Here is a 23,186-nt window from a genome sequence, read left to right on the forward strand (position 1 = left end):
CCCAGCGCATAGCCTGCCAGGCGTGACCATCACCGTTCCGACGCACCCTGCCCCTGGCGGCGCCGACGCCGGTCAGGAGCCCGGGCAGACCCGTGGGCGCCGGTTGGCACTGTCGCCGTCACGAGCGAGCGATTTCAAGCAGTGCCCGCTGCTGTATCGGTTCCGTGCCATCGACCGCATCCCCGAGACGTCATCGAAGGCGCAGGTCAAGGGCACCGTCGTGCATGCCGCGCTCGAGGCGCTGTTCGCGTTGCCCGCCGACCAGCGAGTTCCCGAGCGGGCCGGCGAGCTCGTCGAACCGGCGTGGGAGCGCGCGCTCGCCGACTCGCCGGACCTCGCCGATCTGATCGGCCCCGACGAGCGCGCGAAGTTCCTCACCGAGGCCCGGCGGCTGGTCGCGACCTACTACCGGCTCGAGGATCCGACGCGCTTCGATCCGGAAGCGTGTGAATTGCGCGTCGAGACGGAACTCGACGACGGGGTACTGCTGCGCGGGTTCGTCGACCGCATCGACGTGTCGCCCACCGGTCTGATCCGGGTGGTCGACTACAAGACCGGTCGGGCGCCGTGGGAGCTGGCCGAGTCCAAGGCACTGTTCCAGATGAAGTTCTACGCACTCGTCCTGTTGCGGACGCGTGGCATCGTCCCGGCGCGGCTGCAGTTGCTGTACCTCGGGGACGGCCAGGCACTCACGTACGACCCGGACGAAGGTGAGCTGCGTCGGTTCGAGCGAACACTCTCCGCGATCTGGCAAGCGATCGTCGAGGCGGGTGCCGAAGGTGACTTCCGCCCCAATCCGGGCCGATTGTGTGACTGGTGCGACCATAAGACGCGTTGCCCGGCCTTCGGAGGAACACCGCCCCCGTATCCGGGCTGGCCGGACGTTCCCACGGAGGAGAGTTCGGAGTTCTAGGAGACAGTCGAGTGAGCGATCAGGCCTACTACGTACCGCTCGGAAGTGCGGAGGACGGCGTCGAGCGGTTCACGTCCACGCCGCTGACCGCGAGCACGTGGGCCGACACGATGCAGCACGGGGCGCCGCCGTCGGCGCTGTTGGTCCGCGCGCTCGAGCGCTGTAACGCCCGGCCCGATGCTCGGCTGACCCGCGTCGTCATCGAGATCCTCGGCCCCATCCCGATCAGCGACATCGAGGTACGTTCGTGGGTCGAGCGCCCCGGCCGGCGTGTCGAATTGGTGGTTGCGGAACTGTGGGCCGCCGGACCCGACGGCACCGCGCGGGCGGTCGCGCGCGGCACCGGGTGGCGGATGGAGACGGTCGACACCGCGGCCGTCGTGCGCACGGCCGACGCTCCCCTGCGCCCGGTGTCCGAAGCGCACGAGGTCGACATGGACGGCCCGTTCTGGGGCACCGGATTCGTGACCAGCCTGGACTGGCGCTGGCTGGCCGAGATCGGCTGCGAGGGCCCCGGACAGGTGTGGGCGCGCCCCAATCCCGTTCTGGTCGAAGGTGAGTCGCTGAGTCCCGTCCAGCGGCTGTTCACCGTCGTCGACGTCTCCAACGGTGTCGGCGCGAAGATCCACCCGGGCGAGTGGACCTTCCTCAATACCGACCTGACCGTCCACCTGTTCCGAGTGCCGGACGGCGAGTGGATCGGACTTTCGTCCGAGACGTCGTACGGGCCCGACGGTGTCGGTATGTGTGCCGGCATCATCTACGACGAGGCCGGCGCGGTGGGACGGATCAACCAGACCCTCCAGATCCGCGCCCGCTAGAGACTCCGCATACGTCGACGGCGGTGCTTCCCCGATTCGGGAAGCACCGCCGTCGACGTATGCGGACTGTGTCAGAAGGCGCGGCAGGACCGGATGTCGGACGCCAGGATCGCCTTGGCGCCGAGGTCGGCCAACTGGTCCATGACGGCGTTGTGGCCCTTGCGCGGAACCATGGCCCGCACGGCGACCCAGCTCTGGTCCGCCAGCGGCGAGAGCGTGGGCGACTCGAGTCCCGGCGTGACCTTGACGGCCTCGTCCAGAGCGGTCTTGGGGCAGTCGTAGTCGAGCATCAGGTACTGCTGCGCGAACACGACTCCCTGCACGCGGGCGATGAGCTGGTTGCGGGCCTTGTCGTTGCGGTCGGAGCCCTGGCGCTCGATGAGCACTCCCTCCGAGTCGCACAGCGAGTCGCCGAACGCCACGAGGTTGTGCTGACGGAGCGTCCGCCCCGAGCCGACGACGTCGGCGATGGCGTCGGCCACACCGAGCTGGATCGAGATCTCGACGGCGCCGTCGAGACGGATGACGGTGGCCTCGAGGCCGCGCGCGGCCAGATCGGTGCGCACCAGGTTCGGGTACGACGTCGCGATCCGCAGGCCCGCCAGATCCTCGACGGCCCAGTCTTTTCCTGCCGGTGCGGCGTAGCGGAAGGTGGAGCCGCCGAAACCGAGCGCGAGGCGCTCGTCGACCGGGGCACCCGAGTCACGCGAGAGGTCGCGGCCGGTGATGCCCAGATCGAGCTCGCCGGAACCGACGTAGATCGCGATGTCCTTGGGGCGCAGGAAGAAGAACTCGACGTTGTTGGTGGGGTCGAGAACCGTCAGATCGCGCGAATCGGTGCGCCGACGGTAACCCGCCTCCGAGAGAATCTGGCTCGCGGACTCGGAGAGCGATCCCTTGTTGGGTACTGCTACGCGCAGCATGTGAGGTGGTCCTTCCGGGACGATGGGGTGCAGTCAGTCGAGGCCGAACTCACAGATGTCGGTAGACGTCTTCGAGCTTCAGACCCTTGCCCACCATCAGGACCTGGACCCAGTAGAGCAGCTGAGAGATTTCCTCGGAGAGAGCTTCGTCGCTCTCGTGTTCGGCGGCGATCCAGACCTCGCCGGCCTCCTCGAGCACCTTCTTGCCCTGCGCATGGACACCAGCGTCCAGCGCAGCAACGGTGCCGGATCCCTCGGGGCGGGAGGCGGCGCGCTCGGTCAGCTCAGCGAACAGGGATTCGAAGGTCTTCACGGGTTCCGATTCTCTCACGAGGCGCCCGGCGCCTCGAACTCAGCATCCAGCGTCCGTCGGCTCTCGAATCGCCTGAGCTCCCCCGTCACCGGATCGTCGAACTCGAGTCTTCGGGCCAGCAGCCGCAGCGGGTCGGTGAAGTCGTCCCTGTCCCGGCGACGGAACACGGGGTAGAAGTTGTCGCCGACAATGGGCGCGCCCAGCGAATTCAGGTGCAGACGCAGCTGATGGGTGCGGCCGGTGCGCGGGTGCAGCCGATACCGAGCCAGCGTGCCCAGGCGTTCGACCAGCTCGATCCGCGTCTCCGAATTCGGCTCTCCCGGTTCCTCGTACGCGGTGAGTTCGCCGTGGACCTTCCGGATCCGGCTGCGCACGGTGCGCGGAAACTCGACGTCGTCGAGGTACGGTGCGATCGCCTCGTACACCTTGCGCACCCGCTGCCGTTCGAACATCTCCTGGTAGGGCCTGCGCAGCTCGGGATCGGACGTGCACAGCAGCACCCCCGCGGTCATCCGGTCCAGACGGTGGACCGGGACCAGGTCGGGCAGATCCAGGTCGCGCCGCAGTCGCACGACGACGGTCTCCCGGATGTGCGCGCCGCGCGGAATCGTCGACAGGAAGTGTGGCTTGTCGACGACGACGAGCCCGCGCCCGTGGTGCAACACATCGATAGCGAAGGGGACCGGGACCTCCGGGGCCGGCTCCCGGTAGAAGTACACGAACCGGGTCGGCTGGTAGCGGGTGGCGCCGTCGACGGCACGCCCGTGCTCGTCGACGACCTCCCGCGCGGCGATCCGGCCCGCCCAGTCCTCGTCGGCATGGTGTTCGGACAGGAACTCCACGACGGTCGCGGCGGCGAGTCCGGCCGGCATGCGGATCCGGTCGGGGCCGAGTCCGTCCCGTACCGGCAGCGGGGCGCGCACCATCGTCAGAACTCTCGGCCGGTCAGGCGTCGTCCGGCACGCACGACTCGCACACGAGCGTCAACTCGCGGCCGTCCATGTCCGGCTGGTTGCGGTACCGCGACGTGGGGGCCTGACACATCGTGCACGTCCCGAGTGTCACCGCCTTGTCGCTGAACCGAAGATTCATCCGCTTGTCGAACACGTACAGCGATCCGTCCCACAGGCCCTCGTCGCCGAAGGCCTCGCCGTAGCGGACGATGCCGCCGTCGATCTGGTAGACCTCGTCGAACCCGCGATTGCGCATCAGCACCGAGAGCACCTCACAACGCACACCGCCGGTGCAGTACGTGACGACCGGCTTGGACTTGAGGTGGTCGTAGCGGCCGCTGTCGAGCTCGGCCAGGAAGTCTCGGGTGGTCGCGACGTCCGGGACGACGGCGTTCCGGAATCGCCCGATCTCGGCCTCGAACTTGTTGCGGCCGTCGAAGAACACGACGTCGTCGCCGCGCTGGGTCACCAGTTCGTGAAGCTCGTTGGGCGACAGGTGAACACCGCCGCCGACGACCCCGTCGGCGTCGACCTTCAGCTCGTCCGGGGCACCGAAGGTGACGATCTCGGGGCGCACCTTCACCGACAACCGCGGGAAGTCGTCGCCGACACCGTCCGACCACTTGATGTCGGCGTCCTTGAACGGCGCGTATGCGCGGGTGCCGCGCACGTAGCGCTTGACGTCGGCGATGTCACCGCCGACGGTGGCGTTGATGCCGTGCTCCGAGATCAGGATCCGGCCCGTCAGGTTGTTCGACGCCGCCAGCGTGTGCTGCCACAGCCGGATCGCCTCGGGGTCGGCGAGCGGCGTGAACCGATAGAACAGAACTATTTTCGGAGTAGCCACCGTCAGGCCACCTCCCGCCGATGCAGCGCGAACAGGTCCGACTCCGTCAGACCTTCGAGGGTGGTGCGGAAGATTCGGTTCGCCGACGCCGGAACATCGGTGATCGACGGAATGACCAGCACGGTGCAACCGGCGGCGTCGGCGGCCGCGGCACCCGTCGGCGAATCCTCCACCGCGAGGCATTCTCCGGGCTCCACACCGAGCAATTCCGCGGCCCGCAGGTACGGCGCCGGGTCGGGCTTTCCCTCCGGCACCTCGTCGCCGCATACCGAGTGGTCGAAGTGCTCACGACCCAGGGTGTCGAGCGCGAACTCGCACAGCTCACGATCGGTGTTGGTCACGAGCGCCGAGCCGAGTCCCGCCGACCGCACGGTGTGCAGCGCCTGCTGGGCGCCGGGTCGCCACGGCAGACCTGCCGCGAACAACTCCCCCATGCGCGTGTACAGCCACTTCTTCGCGTCGGCGAGCGCCTCCGGGTGCGGATCGAGGCCCAGTGACGCGAACACCGTGGTGAGCGCGTTGAGGCTGGACGCCCCGATCGTCGCGAGCCGAGTCTCCTCCGACATCGGGCCGCCCAGATGCAGCGACAACTCCCGAACCCCGATGTCCCACAGGTTCTCCGACTCGAGCAGCGTGCCGTCCATGTCCCACAGGACGGCACGCAGGGTGCCCGCCGATACCGATGACGTTCGATCAAACATTGAAGTACTTGGCCTCCGGGTGGTGCAGCACGAACGCGTCGGTGGACTGCTCGGGATGCAGCTGAACCTCTTCGGACAGCTCGACGCCGATCCGCTCCGGCTCGAGGAGCGCGACGAGCTTGCGCCGGTCCTCCAGATCGGGGCACGCGCCGTAGCCGAACGAGTAACGCGCACCGCGGTACTCGAGCTTGAAGAAATCCTCCACGTTCGCCGGATCCTGCTCCGCGATGTTGTGGCCGCCGGGCAGGACCAGTTCCTCGCGAACGCGGCGATGCCAGTACTCGGCCAGCGCCTCGGTGAGCTGGACGCCGATGCCGTGCACCTCGAGGTAGTCGCGGTAGGCGTTCGCGGCGAACAGTTCGTTCGCGAAATCCGCGATGGGCTGGCCCATGGTCACGAGGTTCATCGGCAGCACGTCGACCCGCCCGTCCTTACGCGCGTCCTCGCGGGACCGCACGAAGTCGGCGATACACAGGAACCGGTCGCGCTGCTGACGCGGGAACGTGAACCGGAAACGCTCGGGCGCATCGGGTTCCGGCGACTCGAGGACGATCACGTCGTCGCCCTCGGAGACCGCTGGGAAGTACCCGTAGACGACGGCGGCGTGTTGCAGCACGCCCTCGGTGCTGAGCCGGTCGAGCCAGTACCGCAGGCGCGGACGCCCCTCGGTCTCGACGAGCTCCTCGTACGTCGGGCCGTCGCCGGCGCGTTGGCCACGCAGACCCCACTGCCCGAGGAACAGTGCCCGCTCGTCGAGCAGACCCGAATACTCGCCGAGCGCAATGCCCTTGACGATCCGGGTGCCCCAGAACGGCGGCTTCGGCACCGCGATGTCGATGGCGACGTCGGAGCGCTCCGGCACGTCGACCGGTGCCGCCTCCGACTTGCGCTTGTCGGCGATCCGCTTCGAGCGCTCGTGCCGCGCCTTTCGCTCGGCGGCCTTCGCTGCGGCCGCCAACGCCTCCGGGCTGTCCGGCGCCGGACCCTCGCCACGCTTGACGGCCATGATCGTGTCCATCAGGTTCAGGCCCTCGAACGCGTCACGCGCATACGACACCTCACCCTGGTAGACCGCGGACAGGTCGTTCTCGACGTACGAACGCGTGAGCGCAGCACCTCCGAGGAGAACCGGGAACTGCTCGGCCACACCCTTGGCGTTGAGTTCCTCGAGGTTCTCCTTCATCACGACCGTCGACTTCACGAGCAGACCCGACATGCCGATGACGTCGGCTTTCTTGTCGAGCGCGACGTCGAGGATGGTCGCGATCGGCTGCTTGATGCCGATGTTGACGACCTCGTACCCGTTGTTGGACAGGATGATGTCGACCAGGTTCTTGCCGATGTCGTGGACGTCGCCCTTGACGGTCGCGAGCACGATCCGGCCCTTGCCGTCGTCGCCGGTCGATTCCATGTGCGGTTCGAGGTGTGCGACGGCAGCCTTCATGACCTCGGCGGACTGCAGCACGAACGGGAGCTGCATCTGGCCGGAGCCGAACAGTTCACCGACGGTCTTCATGCCGGACAGCAGCGTGTCGTTGATGATCTCGAGCGGCGGACGTTCGAGCATCGCAGCGTCGAGGTCGGCCTCGAGGCCGTTCCGCTCGCCGTCGACGATGCGTCGGGCAAGGCGCTCGAAGAGCGGCAGTGCCGCGAGTTCCTCGGCCCGCGAGGCGCGCGCCGACGCCGCCGAGACGCCCTCGAACAGTTCCATCAGCTTCTGCAGCGGGTCGTAGCCCTCGCGGCGGCGGTCGTAGACCAGGTCGAGCGCCGTCTCGCGCTGCTCGTCCGGGATCCGCGCCATCGGCAGGATCTTCGAGGCGTGCACGATCGCGGTGTCGAGGCCGGCGGCGGTGCACTCGTGCAGGAACACCGAGTTGAGCACCTGACGGGCGGCCGGGTTGAGGCCGAACGAGATGTTCGAGATGCCGAGCGTGAAGTGAACGTCCGGGTAGCGGCGCTTGATCTCGCGGATCGCCTCGATCGTCTCGATGCCGTCGCGCCGCACCTCCTCCTGACCGGTCGAGATCGGGAAGGTGAGCGCGTCGATGATGATGTCCGACTGGGACAGCCCCCACCTCGTGGTGATGTCCTCGATCAGCCGCTCGGCGATCCGCACCTTGTGATCGGCGGTACGGGCCTGGCCTTCCTCGTCGATGGTCAGTGCCACCACGGCGGCGCCGTGTTCCTTCACCAGCTCCATGATCCGCTGGTAGCGAGACGTCGGCCCGTCACCGTCCTCGTAGTTCACGGAGTTGACCGCGCTGCGGCCACCGAGGTGCTCGAGGCCCGCCCGCAGCACCTCCGGCTCGGTGGAGTCGAGCATGATCGGCAGCGTCGACGCGGTCGCGAAGCGGCTGGCGAGCGCCGCCATGTCGGCCGCGCCGTCGCGTCCGACGTAGTCGACGTTGAGATCGAGCATGTGTGCGCCGTCGCGGGTCTGATCCTTCGCGATGTCGATGCACTTCTGGTAGTCCTCGGCGATCATCGCTTCACGGAATGCCTTGGAGCCGTTGGAGTTGGTGCGCTCACCGATCATCAGGATCGATGCGTCCTGGTCGAACGGCACCGACTGGTACAGCGACGACGTGCCGTCCTCGGGCTGCGGGGCGCGCTGCGCCCTCTCGACGTTGCGGACGGCCTCGGCGACCCGGCTGATGTGTTCCGGGGTGGTGCCACAGCAGCCGCCGACGAACGCGAGCCCGTACTCGCTGACGAAGCCCGAGAGCGCGATCGCGAGATCCTCGGCCGAGAGCGGGTATTCGGCGCCGTTCGGACCGAGCTGCGGCAGACCGGCGTTCGGCATCACCGACACCGGCAGCTTCGAGTGCCGCGACAGGTGCCGCAGGTGCTCGCTCATCTCGTCGGGCCCGGTGGCGCAGTTGAGGCCGATCATGTCGATGCCGAGCGGTTCGAGTGCCGTGAGCGCGGCACCGATCTCGCTGCCGAGCAGCATCGTGCCGGTGGTCTCCACCGTCACGTGGGTGATGATCGGCAGTCGCTTGCCGAGCTTCTCCATCGCGTGCTGGCTGCCGATGATCGCCGCCTTCACCTGGAGCAGGTCCTGGCAGGTCTCGACGAGGATCGCGTCGGCGCCGCCCTCGATCATGCCGAGCGCGGATTCGGCGTAGGCGTCGCGCAGGACCGCGAACGGCGCGTGGCCGAGCGTGGGCAGCTTCGTGCCCGGTCCCATCGATCCGAGGACGAACCGGCTCATGCCGTCGCGGCCGGGCCCCATCTCGTCGGCGACCTCGCGGGCGATGCGGGTGCCACGCTCGGACAGATCGCGAATGCGGTGGGCGATGTCGTAATCGGCAAGGTTCGGGAGGTTGCAACCGAAGGTGTTGGTCTCGACCGCGTCGGCACCGGCCTCGAAGTACGCGCGGTGGATGTCGCGCAGCACGTCAGGACGGGTCTCGTTGAGAATCTCGTTGCAGCCTTCGAGGCCGAGGAAGTCGTCGAGAGTCAGATCCGCGGCCTGCAACATCGTGCCCATGGCGCCGTCGCCGATGACAACACGCTGCTTCAGCGCATCGAGCAGGGCAGAGTGGAATGGTGCAGACATGCCGTCCAGCGTAGTGGGCGGCTCGTCGGGTGCTGGTCGTAGGCTGGGTGCGTGAGTTCACCGGAGTTCCCCGACACCGCCGCTGCGGACGATGCCGACGCGGACGTCCCACCCCTGCGCGATCCAGTTCTGATCGCCGCTTTCGAGGGCTGGAACGACGCGGGCGACGCCGCGAGCGGGGCAGTCGAGCACCTCGAGCTGACGTGGGACGCCAAGCCACTCGCCGAGCTGGACTCCGAGGACTACTACGACTACCAGGTCAATCGGCCGATGATCCGGCAGATCGACGGGGTCACCCGCGAGATCGTGTGGCCCACCACCCAGCTGTCGCTGTGCAGCCCTCCGGGCAGCGACCGCGACGTGCTGTTGCTGCGTGGCATCGAGCCGAACATGCGGTGGCGCAGCTACTGCGACGAGCTACTCGAGTTCATCGAGGAACTCGGTGTCCACACCGTGGTGATCCTCGGCGCACTCCTCGCCGACACCCCGCACAGCCGGCCGGTGCCGGTCACCGGAACCGCGCACAGCGTCGAGGCCGCCGAACGCTTCAGCCTCGAGAGGTCCCGATACGAGGGCCCGACCGGCATCGCGGGGGTGCTGCAGGACGCGTGCGTCAAGGCGGGGGTTCCGGCGGTGTCCTTCTGGGCCGCGGTTCCCCACTACGTCTCCCAGCCGCCCAATCCCAAGGCGACCGTCGCTCTGCTGCAGCGGGTCGAGGAGGTCCTCGACATCGAGGTCCCGCTCGGCGACCTGCCCAACCAGGCCGAGGACTGGGAGGAGTCGGTGACCGAGATGACGCACGACGACGAGGAGATCGCCGAGTACGTGCGCTCCCTCGAGGAGCGTGGCGACGCGGAGACCGACATCACCGAGGCCATCTCGAAGATCGACGGTGACGCACTCGCCGCCGAGTTCGAGCGATACCTGCGCCGGCGCGGGCCGGGTCGCTTCGGGGCGTGATCGCGGACGGCACCGCCGGCCTGCGCTCGAGGTTGCAACGCTCGGCGCTGTACGCCGGCGGCTTCCTCGGCCCCTTCGGCGGCGGCGTCGTCACGTCGATGCTGCCCGAGATCGGTGACGGCCTCGGAACCGACGCATCCGCCGCTGCGTCGTCTCTCACTGCCTACCTGCTGCCGTTCGCGCTCGTCATGCTCGTATCGGGCACGCTCGGTGCGCGGTGGGGCCGGATGCGGACGGTCCGCGTCGCCTACGGCGTCTATCTCGCCGCGTCGGTCGCGTGCTTCGCTGCCCCGACGCTCGAGTTGTTCCTCGGTGCGCGCGTGCTCCAGGGCTGTGCGAACGCATTCACCACACCCCTTCTGCTGGCGACCCTCGCCGCGATGACGCCGCAGCAGAAACTCGGACGTGCCCTCGGCGCGTTCGGTGCACTGCAGGCGGCCGGGCAGACCAGTGCGCCGCTGATCGGCGGGCTGGCCGCCGAAATCAACTGGCGCCTGGCCTTCCTCGCGATCGCCCTCGTCGCCGGCATCCTGGGCGCCGTCGGCCTGCCCGACGCCGCGCGCACCATACCGGCGGACACCGGCGCCCGGCTTCGGGATGCGCTGCGCCCGGACGTCCTGCGAGTCGGCGTCGTCGCGCTGCTCGGGTGGGGTGCGCTCGGCGGACTGGGATTCCTCCTCGCCTTCCGCGCCGAGGACGTGTTCGGTATGAGCCCGGCCGCTCGCGGACTGCTCCTGACCAGCTTCGGTGTAGCGGGCATTCTCACGGCCCGGCCGGTCGGCACGCTCATCGATCGGATCGGCCCCCGCAGGACGGTCGTGCTCGGCGCCGTCGCAGGCGCGGCCCTGGTCGCTGTGGCGGGCACCGTCGGGTCTGTCGCGGTCGCGGCGATCGCCTGGTTCGTCGCGGGTGTCGCGTCGCAGTTCCTGCTTGTCGGCGTCAACGCCGCGGTTCTCGGCGGCGAGGGCGGTAACCGCGGCGGCGCGGTATCCGTGGTGCAGTCGTTCCGGTTCTCCGGCTCCGCGCTCGCACCGCTCACTCTCACGCCGTTGTATGCGGTCCACCCCAGCGTCAGCTTCCTGCTGCCCGCGCTGCTCCTCGCCGCCCTGCCGCCACTCCTCATGCCCCGCTCCCGCCCGATCGAGGCGGCCGCGGACTCGGAACCGAACACCTGACGAGAAAGTCGCCACAGCGGACACCCCATCTGTGATCGGTCGTCGGGTACGGCGGAAATTGTTGCGTCCGCTGGAACCGGTCGCCGACGCGGTGCCGCCACATATTCGGGCAATCCACTGGTTCCGTCACGCACAGACTTCACCCGGGCGCTCAAACGCGACACGGGTGTTGTTCGGGTTAACCTCCGCTTCCGTTGTGCACAGAGTGACTACTGTGACGAAAGTGAGCATCACAGACGTTGCCCCGAACCCGCGCCCCGAACGCAGCATCGACATCTATCGGCGCGCGGTCTCGTGGCTCGAAGCTGCGCTGCCCCTCGGCTGGACGGTCTCGGCGGACCGGCCCCGCTCCCCCTCCGCGCCGGATCGCCTGCTCATCACCGCCCCCGACGGCGACACCGTCTCGTACTCGATCATCACGTCGAAGGGCATCCTGAGCGGCGACATCGCCCGCATCGCCACCGAACTCTCCGACAGCGACCGCGGATTCGTGTGCGCGCACTACCTGTCGGAGCCCGTGCGCCGACAACTCGACGGGCACGGCATCTCCTACGCCGACGCCACCGGCAACCTCACGATCGTGGCACCGCGCCCCGCCATCTGGGTGCGAAATCGGGGCGCGGACGCCGATCCGTGGCGCGGGCCGGGGCGGCCCTCCGGCGTCCTCACGGGTGAGCCGTCCGAGCGCATCGTGCGGGCCCTCGCCGATCACGTCGGGGAGATCTCGGTCCCCGAACTCATCAAGCTCTCGGGCGCATCGACCGGCGCCGCCTACCGGGTCGTCGAGGTGCTCGCCGAACGCGAGCTGCTCACCCGCACGCCGCGCGGCCCCATCACCGGCGTCCGCTGGGAACACATGCTGCGGGCGTGGGCCGGCGACCGCAAGCCCTGCCCCACGCGGCGTTTCGGGGCACCGAACGGGCTCGAGGATCTGCGCGAACGGCTGGCCGCCGGCAACGGCGAACTCGGGTATGCGGTCACCGGGATCGGCGCCACCGACTACGCCGCGGCCGACGTGCTCGAGCTGTATGCCGACGACGTCGACGCCTTCGCCGCCGCACTCGACCTGCGCCCCGTCGACGGCCGCGGCGACGTCGTCGTAGCGACGCCGTGGTCGGCGGTCGTCTTCGAACGGATGGAGATCCGCGGCGGACTTCATTGCGTCGCACCCACCCACGTCTATGCAGACCTGGTGGCGGGGCCGTTCCGGCACCCTGATGCGGCCGACTACCAGCTGGCTACCTTGAGCGCGGACGAGTCCGCATGGCGCCGTGAGATGCGCCGGCAGAGGTGACCGACCGGCGTGTTCGCTCGCGGACCGACCGACGCCCTACGCTGTCACGGTGAGCGATTCGGGTGACACGCGTGCGTCTGTCGCGTCTGGCGTGGCTTCGGACGTGGATTTCGCCGTGCGCGAGGACCGGTTGCGCCTGTTCTCCTTCACGACTGCGGAGAAGCGCGCCGACTATCTGTGGGTGCTGCGTGCCTTCGACCATGCGCGCGCGAACTACGTTGTGCTGCTGCACGCCGGCGATGCCGCCGACATCCTGGCCCGGATCGCAGGCGACGACGCCACCGGCGCGCTCACCCACGCCGAGATCACGCCCCTACTCGAGCAGTTGCACACGTGGGGCGTACTCGAACGCAGCTACGACGGCAGCCGCGCGGCGACTCTCGCCGAATACCGGAACCGGCACTTCGTGTACCAGTTCAGCCAGGCCGGATACCTGGTCTTCCGGGCGGTCGAGGATCTACTGCACGCGCGTCTCGAGGATGCGACGCTCTCCCGGCTCGCGCTGCCCGACCTGCTCGCCGACCTCGAGGAACTGGCCGAGGCCAACCGGCGCGGGGACGGCGACCTCATCTACCGCAAGCTCGCTCGGCTCGACTCGACGCTCACCGACATGGCGGCGCGGGCGGCCCAGTTCTATCTCATGCTCGGCGATCTGGTGCGCACCACCGAGATCACGCCCGAGGCCTTCCTGTCCCACAAGGACGCACTGCTCAGCCACATGCGCGAGTTCAGTTCCGATCTCGCCCGCTACGCACCCAAGCTGGGTGCCGCGATCGAGACCGTCGAGGCCACCGGGATCGAGTCGCTGATCGCGCGCGCCGCCGCCAGCGACGACCGTGTCTTCCTGTCCCGTGAGGAACGCGAATCCGATTGGCGGGCACGCTGGTCGGGGTTGGCCCAGTGGTTTGTCGCCGCCACCGGACCGAGCGAGTCCGATCGGCTGCGCGAGGGCACCATGAGCGCGATTGCGGCGGTGCTGTCGTTGCTGCGCCGCGTGACCGAGACCCGACGCGGCGGGGTGAGCCGGGAAAGTCAGCTCCGGCATCTCGCGGGCTGGTTCGCAGCGACGCCCGACGAGGATTCTGCGCACGCCCTGTTCCAACTGGTCTTCGACCTTGGCCGACCGCGCCATGTCTCGATGGTGCATCCGGATGCGGACATCATTCCCGACTCCCGGTCCTGGTGGGACGCGACGCCGGTGGAGATCTCCCGGACACTCGCCGAGACCGGCCGCGCTGCGCAGCCCGGCATGCCGTCGCGCGTGCAGCGCAATGAGGGCAGCATCCGGCGACTGCGCGAGGAACAGCTGTCGTCCCAGCGCGCCCGCGCGGTCGCGGCGTCGTCGTTGGCGGCGTCGGGGGCGTACGACCGGGTACTCGACGAACAGGAGACGGACGTCCTGCTCAGCCTGCTCAACGCGGCCCTGACCGCCCGTGTACCGGTCACCGGATCCGTTCCCAGCTCGACCGGTTCGGAGAACGGCGTGCGACTCACGCTCAGCCCCAACGGCGAATCGACGGTGGTGCAGACTGCGCGCGGCAAGCTCCACCTGGACGGACTGCGGGTGAGCGTCCGATGAGGAACCGTGCAGTCTCCCCGCTGGACCTCGACTCTTATCAGCGGGCCGCGCGGGTGATCCTGTCGAATCACCTTGTGACGCAGACTTACCCCGATCGCCTCGCGCTGCCGCTGCTACGCAGATGGGCCACCGAACTGCGCGACGACCTGCTCGAGCTGTTCGGCTACCGACTCGAGGTCACCGAGACCACCGCCCGTCTGTTCACGGTCGCAGACCGCCTCGAACCGGGCGCACCCGCGCGCACCGCCAACGACCGCACCTTCGACCGGCACCGCTACGCGTACCTGGCCCTCGCGCTCGCCGCACTGGGTCGCGCGGGCAACCAGATCACGCTGACAGAACTGGCCGAGCACGTCGCGACCGAGGCCGGGCAGGTGCCCGGAGTGGCTCTGTCCACCGAACGGGCGGCGGACCGCGACGCGTTCGTCGACGCCGTCGGCTGGCTCGCCGCGCGCGGGGCGATCGTCCTTGCCGACGGTGACGCGAGCGGGTGGGCGTCCAACCCCGATGCGGGCGAGGCCCTGTACGACATCGACCGGTCGGTCGTCGTGGCGCTGTTCCGGCCGCCGCGCGCGCTCCAGCATCTGACGTCGGTGCGGTCCCTACTCGCGGGCGAGGACGCACCCGTCGACGAGGACATCACCGGCTACCGGACGACAGATCCGCGGGAGACCGCCCGGCGGATGCGGCGCGCGCTGGTGGAACGGCCCGTCGTGTACGCCGACGCCCTCACCGACGACGAACGCCTGCAGTTGGCGCTGCCCCGCACAGCAACCGACGTCGAGGATCTCACCGGCCTGGTCGCCGAACGCCGCGCCGAGGGCATCGCGATGATCGATCCGTCGGGCCGGATGTCCGACGTCCGCTTCCCGAGCACCGGCACCATCGCGCAGGTCGCGCTCCTGCTCGCCGGTGAGGTGGCCGACCGCGTCCTCGATCTCGATGCCGAACCGCTCCCCCTCCGGCCACTGCCGACCACCGACCAGGCCGAACTGATCGAGCGACTGGACTCGGCGATCCCGCGTGCCGGCATCTTCGAGGAACTCGCCGACACCCTCGCCCCTGCCGACCGGCCGGATCTCTCGCTCGATGCCGAGGCAGAACGGGAACCCGCTCACTACGCGCTCCTCGACGACCACTGGATCACCGCGGCCGTCGACGAACTCGTGCTGCGCTTCGGCCGCACGTTCGCCGCGCAGTGGCAGGCCGACCGCAAGGGGCTGCGCCGCAATGCGATCGCTCTGCTCGATCGGCTCCAGCTGATCCGGATCGTCGACGGCGGCATCCTCGTGCTGCCGCCGATCGCACGGTTCCGGGGCGTCGTCGTCAACATTCGTGACCGGACAGCCCAGTCCGAGTTGTTCCACGAACCGGTTCCCGGCCAAGCCGAACACCTAGAGAAGTAGAGGCATCTTTCGCATGGCATCTGCGCGTTTCAAGCCGACCCGCGCCGGGATCATCAATCTCTGGGACTACCGCGACCAGGAGTTCTCGTTCGCCGACGGCCGACTGGTGCTCCGCGGTCCGAACGGCTCGGGCAAGACCAAGGCACTCGAGGTGCTGTTCCCGTTCGTGTTCGACGGGCGCATCGAGCCCCGCCGCCTCAATCCGTTCGCGGGTGAGGAACGGACGATGAAGTCGAACCTGCTCTACCGGGGCCAGGATTCGGCGCACTCGTACGTGTGGATGGAGTTCGCGCGTGGGCCACAGGAGGACCCGGAGGCAGTCACCGTCGGTATCGGCATGCGCGCGAGCCGGCAGAACGACAAGGTCACCCGCTGGTACTTCGTCGCCGACGGCCGCGTCGGCGTGGACTTCTCACTACTCGGCGACGACGACCGTCCGCTCACGAAGAAGCAACTCGCAGAACAGCTGGGCAGTGATGCGATCACCGACCGCCCTGTCGACTACCGCGGTGCGATCGACGCCCGGCTGTTCGGGCTGGGCGCCGAGCGCTACGACCAGCTGATCAATCTCATCCTGACGCTGCGCCGTCCACAGTTGGCGAAGAACCTCGACCCCAAGGGCCTGTCACAGGCCCTCACCGACGGTCTGCGACCGCTCGACGAGCAACTCGTCCTCGAGGCCGCGCGCTCGTTCAGCGACATGGAGGAGGTCGGCCGGGCGCTCGAGGGCCTCGCCGCCGCGGACCAGGCGGCGCAGAGCTTCGTGACCGTGTACTCGAAGTATCTGGCACAGCAGGCACGTACCGACGTCGAACAGGTCGCCCGGCGCCTCGAATCGGTGGAACGCGCGCAATCAGTTCTGGACGGCGCGGTCGCGCTGCAGTCGTCGCGTCAGGAAGAGCGCCTGCTCGCCGAGGATCGTTTCACCGCCGCCGAGCGCGCGCTCGAGCAGGCTCGCGCCGACCTCGACACCCTCCAGCGCTCGGGCGCCTACGAGGGCAAGCAGCAGCTCGACGACCTCGCCGCGGCTGTCGCTCAGCTCAAGTTGTCCACCGAACAGCAGGCCGACAAGGCCCGCAGAGCGCAGGCGACGCTCGAGCAACGCACCGACGAGGCAATGCGCGCAACCGATTCGGTGCGTCGGGCCACCGCGGCGCTCGTCCACGCGGAGGAGCAATTGGCGGATGCGGCCGAACAGGCGGGCATCGCCTGGACACCGCTGCCGGACGGCTCGCGCTCCGACCAGATCACCGCCGCGGTTCGCGGTCATGCGGAAGAACGTGACGGCGACGTGCGTGCCGTCCGCGCCTCGCTCGCCACCGTCGAGAAGGCGGGCACCGAACGGGATCGCGCCGATCGCGCCGCCGACAGAGGACGCGAACTCCTCGAATCGGCGCAGGCCGCGGTCGCGGAGGCGGAGGCCTCGGTCGAACTCGCCCGCGCCGATTGTGCCGCGGCTCTGCGCGGATGGTGGACCGAGCATTCGACCGAGTACGCGTCGATCGGGGTGACCGCGAATCTCTTCGCGGGCCTCGATGCCGCCCTCGCGCGGGCCGGCGAGGACGACTCCCCCAGCCTGACGACGGTGTTGCACGAGGAGACGCAGTCGGCGCTCGACGAGCAGCGTGCCCAGCGCCGAGACGCGGTCGCCGAGCAGTCGGCGGCGAGGGACCGGATCGCCGCGCTGCGGGCCGACCGCAAGCTGGTCGCCGCCGAGCACGACGACGCCCCGGCCGGCTTCGCGTTCCGCACCGGTGACCGCAGTGACCTCTCCGGGGCCCCGCTGTGGCGTCTGGTTCGGTTCGCAAGCGGCGTCGAACCGGCCCTCGCGGCGGGAGTCGAGTCGGCGCTGGCGGCTGCGAACCTCCTGGACGGGTGGATCTTCGGCGGCGACGGCCCGCCGCCGAGCCTCGAGTCCGAGCAGTACCTCACGGCCCTGCCCGCCGACCGGCGCCCGACGGGGCCGACTCTGGCAGACGTCCTCGAGGTCGAACCCGACGCGGGCGTGCCGGAGTCGACGGTGCAGGCGATTCTCGAGTCGATCTCGCTGGACCGCGGCAACACGGCCGGCGATTCCGTCGTCGGAATCGGGGTGGACGGACACTTCCGCCAGGGTGTCCAGCGCGGCCGACACGTCAAGTCCGAAGCCGAGTACATCGGCACGACGGCACGCGAACGCCGCCGCGCCCAGCGACTCGAGGAGATCGATCTGGATATCGCGGCAGCCGAGGAAGCCCTCGCCGCCGCGCGCGATGCCGAGGCGGAGACCGCCGCGGTCGTCGACCGGCTGACCGGGGCAGGCAAGGCGCTGCCCCGCACGTCGGCGGTGCTGGCCGCCATCAAGAAGCTGACAGAGGCCGCCGGAGCACTCCGCATCCGGTCCGAGTCGACGACCACGTCCGGTGACGAACTGGACCAGGCGATCGCTGATCACACGGCGAAGGAGAAGCAGCTACGAGCGATCGCGGTCACCCACCGCGCGTCGCACCACGCCCGCGACATCGACGCCCTGGCCGCCTCGATCCGACACTTCGAGAGCCAGGGCGAGCAGCTGCTGCGCTGCCGCCGCGAGCACGAGAAGGAACTCGAACACACCCGCGAGGCGGAGGACCGACTCGAGGAAGCCCGCGGTAACACCGACGAGTTCGTCGAGGAGGCAGCGGTCGCCGAGGAGAACTACGCGCAGCAGGTCTCGCGGCTCGAGACCCTCAGGGAGGCGCTGGGGGCCAGTGCCGAGCAGATCGACGCCGACCTCGAGGAGGCCCGTGCGCGGATCGAGGTGTGCAAGACCGAGCAGCGCGGCGCCCGCAAGGCGTACGACACCGCGGTCGAGCAGATCGGCAAGGCGGAGGGCGCACACAGCGCCGCGGTCGAGGCGCTGCGCAGCGCGCTCACCGAGACCCGCACCGACGTGGACCGGCTCGCGCCGTACGCGCGGCGCGACCTGCTCGACCTCCTCGGGGTGGCCGGTGAGCACACCTGGCCGCAGAGCAACGCGGCATGGCTCACCCCGGACCAGTTGGTCTACCGAATCGTCACCGAGGGCGATCCGGATGCACCGATTCTGCCGCCCGAGGTCGGGAACCTGTATCGCGCGATGGACACGGCGACCGCGGCCGTCAAGACGAGCGAGAACGCCAAGAAGTCGACTCGTTCGGCCCTCACCGCCGCCCTGCAGGACTTCGATGCCCAACTCGCCGCGGCGGGCCAGGACTATCGGCTGCAGTGGGATGCGCCGGACGGACTGACCGTCGTCCGCGTCCAGGACGATCAGGGCTTCTCCTCGATCGGCGACTTCGCGACCCGGATCGGGGCGGCGCGTCACGACCAGGAGGTGCTGCTCACCGATTCCGAGCGGCGCATCCTCGAGGACGCGTTGCTGACCGGTCTCGCCCAGCAGATCCACGAACGCACCGCCGACGCCCGTGATCTGATCGCGCAGATGGGCACCGAGATGCGCGAGCGCCGCATGTCGTCGGGCAGCACGATCGGCGTGCACTGGGTGCTCGCCGACAACCTCGACGACAGCTCGCGGGCCGTCTCGAAGCTGCTGGACCGGGCGCACTCGGCACTGAGCGCCGACGAACTGGCGACCATCCGCGCCCACTTCGCCGCGCAGGTCCGGATCGCGCGGGCCGCACATCCGGAGCGCTCGTATCCCGAGATCCTCGCGTCGGCGCTGGACTACCGCCGGTGGCGGGTGTTCTCGTTCACGCTCGTCGGCGGCGACGGCAGCGAGGACCGTCTCACCGTCGCCCGCCACAGCGCACTGTCCGGTGGCGAGCAGTCCGTGTCGCTGCACCTGCCGCTCTTCGCCGCCGCCCACGTCATGCTCTCGTCGGCCGACCCGCACTCTCCGCGACTGCTCGGCCTGGACGAGGCGTTCGCCGGTGTCGACGACAACGGGCGCAGCGAACTGCTCGGCCTCAGCGTCCAGTTCGATCTCGACCTCTTCATGACCGGATACGACCTCTGGATCACGTACGCGGGCGTGCCCGGCTGCGCTCACTACGATCTGGCTCACTCGACGGCGGAGCAGAGCGTCAGCGCGGCTCTGCTGGTGTGGTCGGGCGGCGATCTGCTGGCGGAGCACGACGGGAGTAATCTCGCGCGGGCTCTGGGCTCGCCGCTCCGTCGCCGCGTCCCCGCCACCGCCGACGGCGGACTCGAATTCGCGGACGTTTAGGCCCCGGAAAGGGCAATCGGGGCGCCCGGATCACTCGATCCGCCCGCCCCCGAATGCGTTATCTACCAGGTCTGACGACACAATCCCCGCAACGACACGCCGTCAGCTTTGTGATCTGAATCACTTTGGATGCCCGAAGTGGCACTCGTCTCGATGACTTGAAGATCTTTGGTAACAGCCTGTTATCTGGTTGTGACCTTGCCGTGACCACCCGGTGATCCGACGGTCTCGATCACGACGATCGCTATCGATACTACCGGTGTTCACGCCCGACGCGGTTGCCCCCGCAGCCCTCAGCCGGAGCATGAGCCTTGCATAACACCCTTGACTGCACGAACGATCGAAAGACCGGCACCCAGCGCGGACTCCTGTCCCGGGCCCGCGTCGCCGTCCTCGCGACCGCCACCGTGGCCGGGCTCTGCGCCGGCAACCTCGCTGCCGCGCCCATCGCATCCGCGAGCATCACGCCAGCGTTACCTGCCGCCCCCGCGCAGTTCCTCGACACCGCGGGCCTGCTGAAGGCACTCGACCTCCCCCTCTCCTCCACCGCACCCGCCCCCGTGTCGCAGGCGAGCATCATCCCGGCGCCGGCACCGATGGCCCCCGCCCCCGCACCCGCACCGCCGGCACCGGCGTCCGTCACGCTCGACGAGCTCGTCAACATCGTGCCGCAGGTGGCTGCCGACCGCTTGGCACAGTACGTCGCGCCCCTCAACGAGGCACTGGCGAAGGCAGCGATCGACACCCCCCTCCGGAAGGCCGCGTTCCTCGCGCAGCTCGTCGTCGAGTCCGACTCCTTCCGCACGTTCGAGGAGTATGCGTCCGGCCGCGCCTACGAGGGTCGTTCGGATCTCGGCAACGTCGCACCCGGCGACGGTGAGCGCTTCAAGGGCCGCGGCGCCATTCAGGTCACCGGCCGGCACAACTACGAGAGCGTCAGCCAGTACCTCGGCATCGACTTCATCGCGAACCCCGAGCTGATGGCGACGCCGGAGAACGCCTTCGAGACCGCAGCCTGGTACTGGCAGTCCCGCAACCTCAACTCCGTGTCGGACAGCGGCAGCATCGAGTCCGTGTCGCGCATCGTCAACGGTGGCACGCACGGCCTGGTTCAGCGGATCGACAGCTTCCAGCGCGCGCTCGCCGTCTTCCACTGACGCACCGCACCATCTCGACCATCTCGCCCCCTGTCGGACAGCATGTCCGGCAGGGGGCGAGTCGGTTCCGGGGTACGCCTCCGCTTGAAAGTTCGGGTCACCGAAATCTATAGTGCGTAGTAGCGAACCACCGCGTCACCGGTGCTCGCGGCATGCCCGAAGAGTTCAGCGAGCGGAGTCCAGTGAGCACCGAGATCGACGCACCCTCAGCGCCGCGACGGCGGGGCGGCAGCCTTCGCTCCGCGGCCCTGCTGGGTCCGGCCTTCGTCGCCGCGATCGCCTACGTCGATCCGGGCAATGTCGCGGCCAACCTCACAGCCGGCGCCAAGTACGGATACCTCCTCATCTGGGTGCTCGTACTCGCGAACGCGATGGCGGTCCTGATTCAGTACCTCTCGGCGAAACTCGGCCTGGTCACCGGGCGGTCGCTGCCGGAGATGCTGGGGCAGCGCCTCCGCAAGAGGAATCGGCGAGCCTTCTGGCTGCAAGCGGAGGGCATGGCCGCCGCGACCGATCTCGCGGAAGTGATCGGCGGCGCGATCGCCCTGCATCTGCTGTTCGGTCTACCCCTGTTCGTCGGCGGACTCATCACCGGCATCGTGTCGATGGTGATCCTGTCGATCCAGTCGCGTCACGGTCAGCGCACCTTCGAGTTCGTCGTGATGAGCCTGCTCGCGATCATCACGATCGGGTTCCTGTCGGGGCTGGCCTTCACCGACATCTCGGCCGGCGATGCCGTGGCGGGCCTGGTCCCCCGGTTCGAGGGTTCCGAGACCGTTCTGCTCGCGGCCAGCATGCTCGGTGCCACCGTCATGCCACACGCGATCTATCTGCACTCTGCCCTGGCCCGCGACCGGCACGGCGCTGCCGGGCACGGACCGCGCCTTCATCGTCTGCTGCGGATCACCCGGTGGGATGTCACGGGCGCACTGGTGGTCGCGGGTGGAGTGAACATCGGCATGCTCCTGCTCGCCGCGTCGGCGCTGCGCGGCGTGCCCGACACCGACAGCATCGAGGGCGCGCACGCCGCGATCCAGGCGTCACTCGGCCCGGGCGTCGCCGTGGTGTTCGCGGTCGGACTCCTCGCGTCCGGTCTCGCCTCGACGTCGGTGGGCTGCGCAGCGGGATCCGAGATCATGCACGGACTGCTGAACATGCGGATCCCCGTCCTCACCCGGCGCATCGTGACACTGATCCCGGCACTGATCGTGCTCGGGATCGGCGTCGATCCCACGTATGCGCTCGTGATCAGCCAGGTCGTGCTGAGCCTGTGCATCCCGTTCGCGCTCGTCCCCCTGGTGCGGATGACGTCGGATGCCGATCTGATGGGCCCCGAGCGCAACGCGCCGGTCACCACCGCCCTCGCGTGGCTGTTCGCCGGGCTCATCATCGCGCTCAACGTCGCGCTGCTGTGGCTCACGGTGACGGGGTCTGGCTAGTATCCGATCCGGCTGTCACGGCAGCGACCACACCACTGTCGTCGCGAGCCAGAACACGAGCGCGGCGCCAGCGAGGAACACGACGGAGATCACCAGTCCGATCGTGTCGATGCGCCGATCGGTGCCCTCCCCCGGCTCCAGCCAGAAGCGCAGCACTCGGGTGACGACCGGCATCACCACCCAGGTCAGCAGACATACCGAAGCGATGTTGCCGAGCAGCAGGCTCGCCCAGAGCGGAGCGCCCGGCCACAGTTCGTCGATCAGGATCGTGAGCACCACGACCAGTGGGTAGAGCCCCACCAGGACCGAGAGTGCGGTCTTCCACGACGGAACCTGCGCGTCGCCGGCACCGCCCGCAGGAAACCAGGAACCGTACGGGTTCGGGATCGGCCGCACGGTGAAGTTCTTGAACGCCTGTCCCTCTGCAAGCAGGGCCGCGCGCTGCGGCGATTCCAGCCACTGGTCGAGATGCTCCTGGGAATCGAACGTGAACAGAATCGTCCAGTCGTCCTGCACACCCGGGATCGGCGGATGCCACTCCGAACCACGAAATCCGGGAAACTTCTTCTCCGCATCGGTAATTCGGCGCTGCCACGCGATGAACTCGGCCTCGCGGCCGGGCACGGGCGGATGCGACACGACGACCGTCACCGCGTCCGAGGAGTTCTCCAACAGCACATTCTGTGTCGGCGGCGTCGTGAACAACGCACCGGCACCGTCTACCAGTTCGCGGCGCCGGCCGCTGTCCAGCCAGGCGCGCAGGTGATCGAGCGAATCGAAGCGATAGACGACCGACCATTCGCAACCGCCGTTCAGTGGCGGCGTGACCTCGGTCCCGAGAAATCCCGCGAAAGACGCAGCCGCGGAGTCGACTTCCGTCTGCCAGCGCCGGAAGTCCGCGGCGACGCCGGGACGCAACGGATGCGTGACCACCACCGTCGCGGGCCGCTCCGCCAT

The 23,186-nt window shown here is 68.9% G+C and carries 17 protein-coding genes; 10 read left to right on the forward strand and 7 right to left on the reverse strand.

From position 1 onward, the window contains the following. Positions 1-28: 28 nt before the first annotated feature. Both C8K36_RS13335 and C8K36_RS13340 read left to right on the forward strand, forming a co-directional pair. The gene (locus C8K36_RS13335; RefSeq protein ID WP_420910889.1) at positions 29-913 is read left to right on the forward strand and encodes a RecB family exonuclease; all 885 of its coding nucleotides are present in this window, start codon (positions 29-31) and stop codon (positions 911-913) included. A gap of 11 nt (positions 914-924) precedes the next feature. Beyond that, on the forward strand, positions 925-1,734 hold the full coding sequence (locus C8K36_RS13340) for a thioesterase family protein (protein WP_107984973.1): 810 nt from the start codon (positions 925-927) through the stop codon (positions 1,732-1,734). Positions 1,735-1,805: 71 nt separating this feature from the next. Here C8K36_RS13340 and hisG read toward each other — a convergent pair whose 3' ends face one another. Genes hisG through metH form a run of 6 tightly spaced genes read right to left on the reverse strand, consistent with a single transcriptional unit; the run spans position 1,806 to position 9,033 of the window. Beyond that, a complete protein-coding gene (gene hisG / locus C8K36_RS13345) occupies positions 1,806-2,657 on the reverse strand; it encodes an ATP phosphoribosyltransferase (protein ID WP_107984974.1) in 852 nt (283 codons plus the stop codon). Positions 2,658-2,706: 49 nt separating this feature from the next. Continuing rightward, positions 2,707-2,988: a phosphoribosyl-ATP diphosphatase gene (locus tag C8K36_RS13350; RefSeq protein WP_181319537.1), complete on the reverse strand. Its 282-nt coding sequence runs from the start codon at positions 2,986-2,988 to the stop codon at positions 2,707-2,709. After that, positions 2,985-3,896 carry a pseudouridine synthase gene (locus tag C8K36_RS13355; RefSeq protein ID WP_107984976.1) on the reverse strand — a complete coding sequence of 304 codons (912 nt, stop codon included), beginning with the start codon at positions 3,894-3,896 and terminating at the stop codon, positions 2,985-2,987. The genes C8K36_RS13350 and C8K36_RS13355 overlap by 4 nt, the downstream gene beginning before the upstream one ends. Before the next feature lie 19 nt (positions 3,897-3,915). Continuing rightward, complete coding sequence (locus tag C8K36_RS13360) at positions 3,916-4,770, reverse strand: rhodanese-related sulfurtransferase (RefSeq protein ID WP_107984977.1); 855 nt, start codon at positions 4,768-4,770, stop codon at positions 3,916-3,918. Positions 4,771-4,772: 2 nt separating this feature from the next. Further along, entirely contained in the window at positions 4,773-5,471 is a 699-nt protein-coding gene (locus C8K36_RS13365) for an HAD family hydrolase (RefSeq protein WP_107984978.1), read from the reverse strand. Further along, on the reverse strand, positions 5,464-9,033 hold the full coding sequence (gene metH, locus C8K36_RS13370; protein ID WP_107984979.1) for a methionine synthase: 3,570 nt from the start codon (positions 9,031-9,033) through the stop codon (positions 5,464-5,466). The genes C8K36_RS13365 and metH overlap by 8 nt, the downstream gene beginning before the upstream one ends. Before the next feature lie 51 nt (positions 9,034-9,084). Between metH and C8K36_RS13375 the strand changes: the two genes are divergently transcribed. The 8 genes from C8K36_RS13375 (at position 9,085) to C8K36_RS13410 (ending at position 22,229) form a co-directional block, all read left to right on the forward strand. Further along, on the forward strand, positions 9,085-9,993 hold the full coding sequence (locus tag C8K36_RS13375; RefSeq protein WP_107984980.1) for a PAC2 family protein: 909 nt from the start codon (positions 9,085-9,087) through the stop codon (positions 9,991-9,993). Then, entirely contained in the window at positions 9,990-11,168 is a 1,179-nt protein-coding gene (locus tag C8K36_RS13380) for an MFS transporter (protein WP_107984981.1), read from the forward strand. Before C8K36_RS13375 ends, C8K36_RS13380 begins: the two co-directional genes overlap by 4 nt. Before the next feature lie 223 nt (positions 11,169-11,391). Next, positions 11,392-12,462 (forward strand): hypothetical protein, encoded by a 1,071-nt coding sequence (locus C8K36_RS13385; RefSeq protein ID WP_258195399.1) that lies wholly within the window; start codon positions 11,392-11,394, stop codon positions 12,460-12,462. Between the two features lie 130 nt (positions 12,463-12,592). Further along, on the forward strand, positions 12,593-14,041 hold the full coding sequence (locus C8K36_RS13390) for a TIGR02677 family protein (protein ID WP_181319554.1): 1,449 nt from the start codon (positions 12,593-12,595) through the stop codon (positions 14,039-14,041). Then, entirely contained in the window at positions 14,038-15,447 is a 1,410-nt protein-coding gene (locus C8K36_RS13395; protein ID WP_107984984.1) for a TIGR02678 family protein, read from the forward strand. The genes C8K36_RS13390 and C8K36_RS13395 overlap by 4 nt, the downstream gene beginning before the upstream one ends. A 13-nt stretch (positions 15,448-15,460) precedes the next feature. Continuing rightward, positions 15,461-19,633 carry a TIGR02680 family protein gene (locus tag C8K36_RS13400; RefSeq protein ID WP_107984985.1) on the forward strand — a complete coding sequence of 1,391 codons (4,173 nt, stop codon included), beginning with the start codon at positions 15,461-15,463 and terminating at the stop codon, positions 19,631-19,633. Positions 19,634-19,944: 311 nt separating this feature from the next. After that, a complete protein-coding gene (locus C8K36_RS13405) occupies positions 19,945-20,790 on the forward strand; it encodes a glycoside hydrolase family 19 protein (RefSeq protein WP_107984986.1) in 846 nt (281 codons plus the stop codon). Positions 20,791-20,942: 152 nt separating this feature from the next. After that, a complete protein-coding gene (locus tag C8K36_RS13410) occupies positions 20,943-22,229 on the forward strand; it encodes an Nramp family divalent metal transporter (protein ID WP_181319538.1) in 1,287 nt (428 codons plus the stop codon). Positions 22,230-22,244: 15 nt separating this feature from the next. On the opposite strand, the gene C8K36_RS13415 is transcribed toward C8K36_RS13410, so the two are convergent. After that, positions 22,245-23,186: an antibiotic biosynthesis monooxygenase gene (locus tag C8K36_RS13415; RefSeq protein WP_107984988.1), complete on the reverse strand. Its 942-nt coding sequence runs from the start codon at positions 23,184-23,186 to the stop codon at positions 22,245-22,247.

This window comes from Rhodococcus sp. OK519, assembly GCF_003051005.1.
GTDB lineage: Bacteria > Actinomycetota > Actinomycetes > Mycobacteriales > Mycobacteriaceae > Prescottella.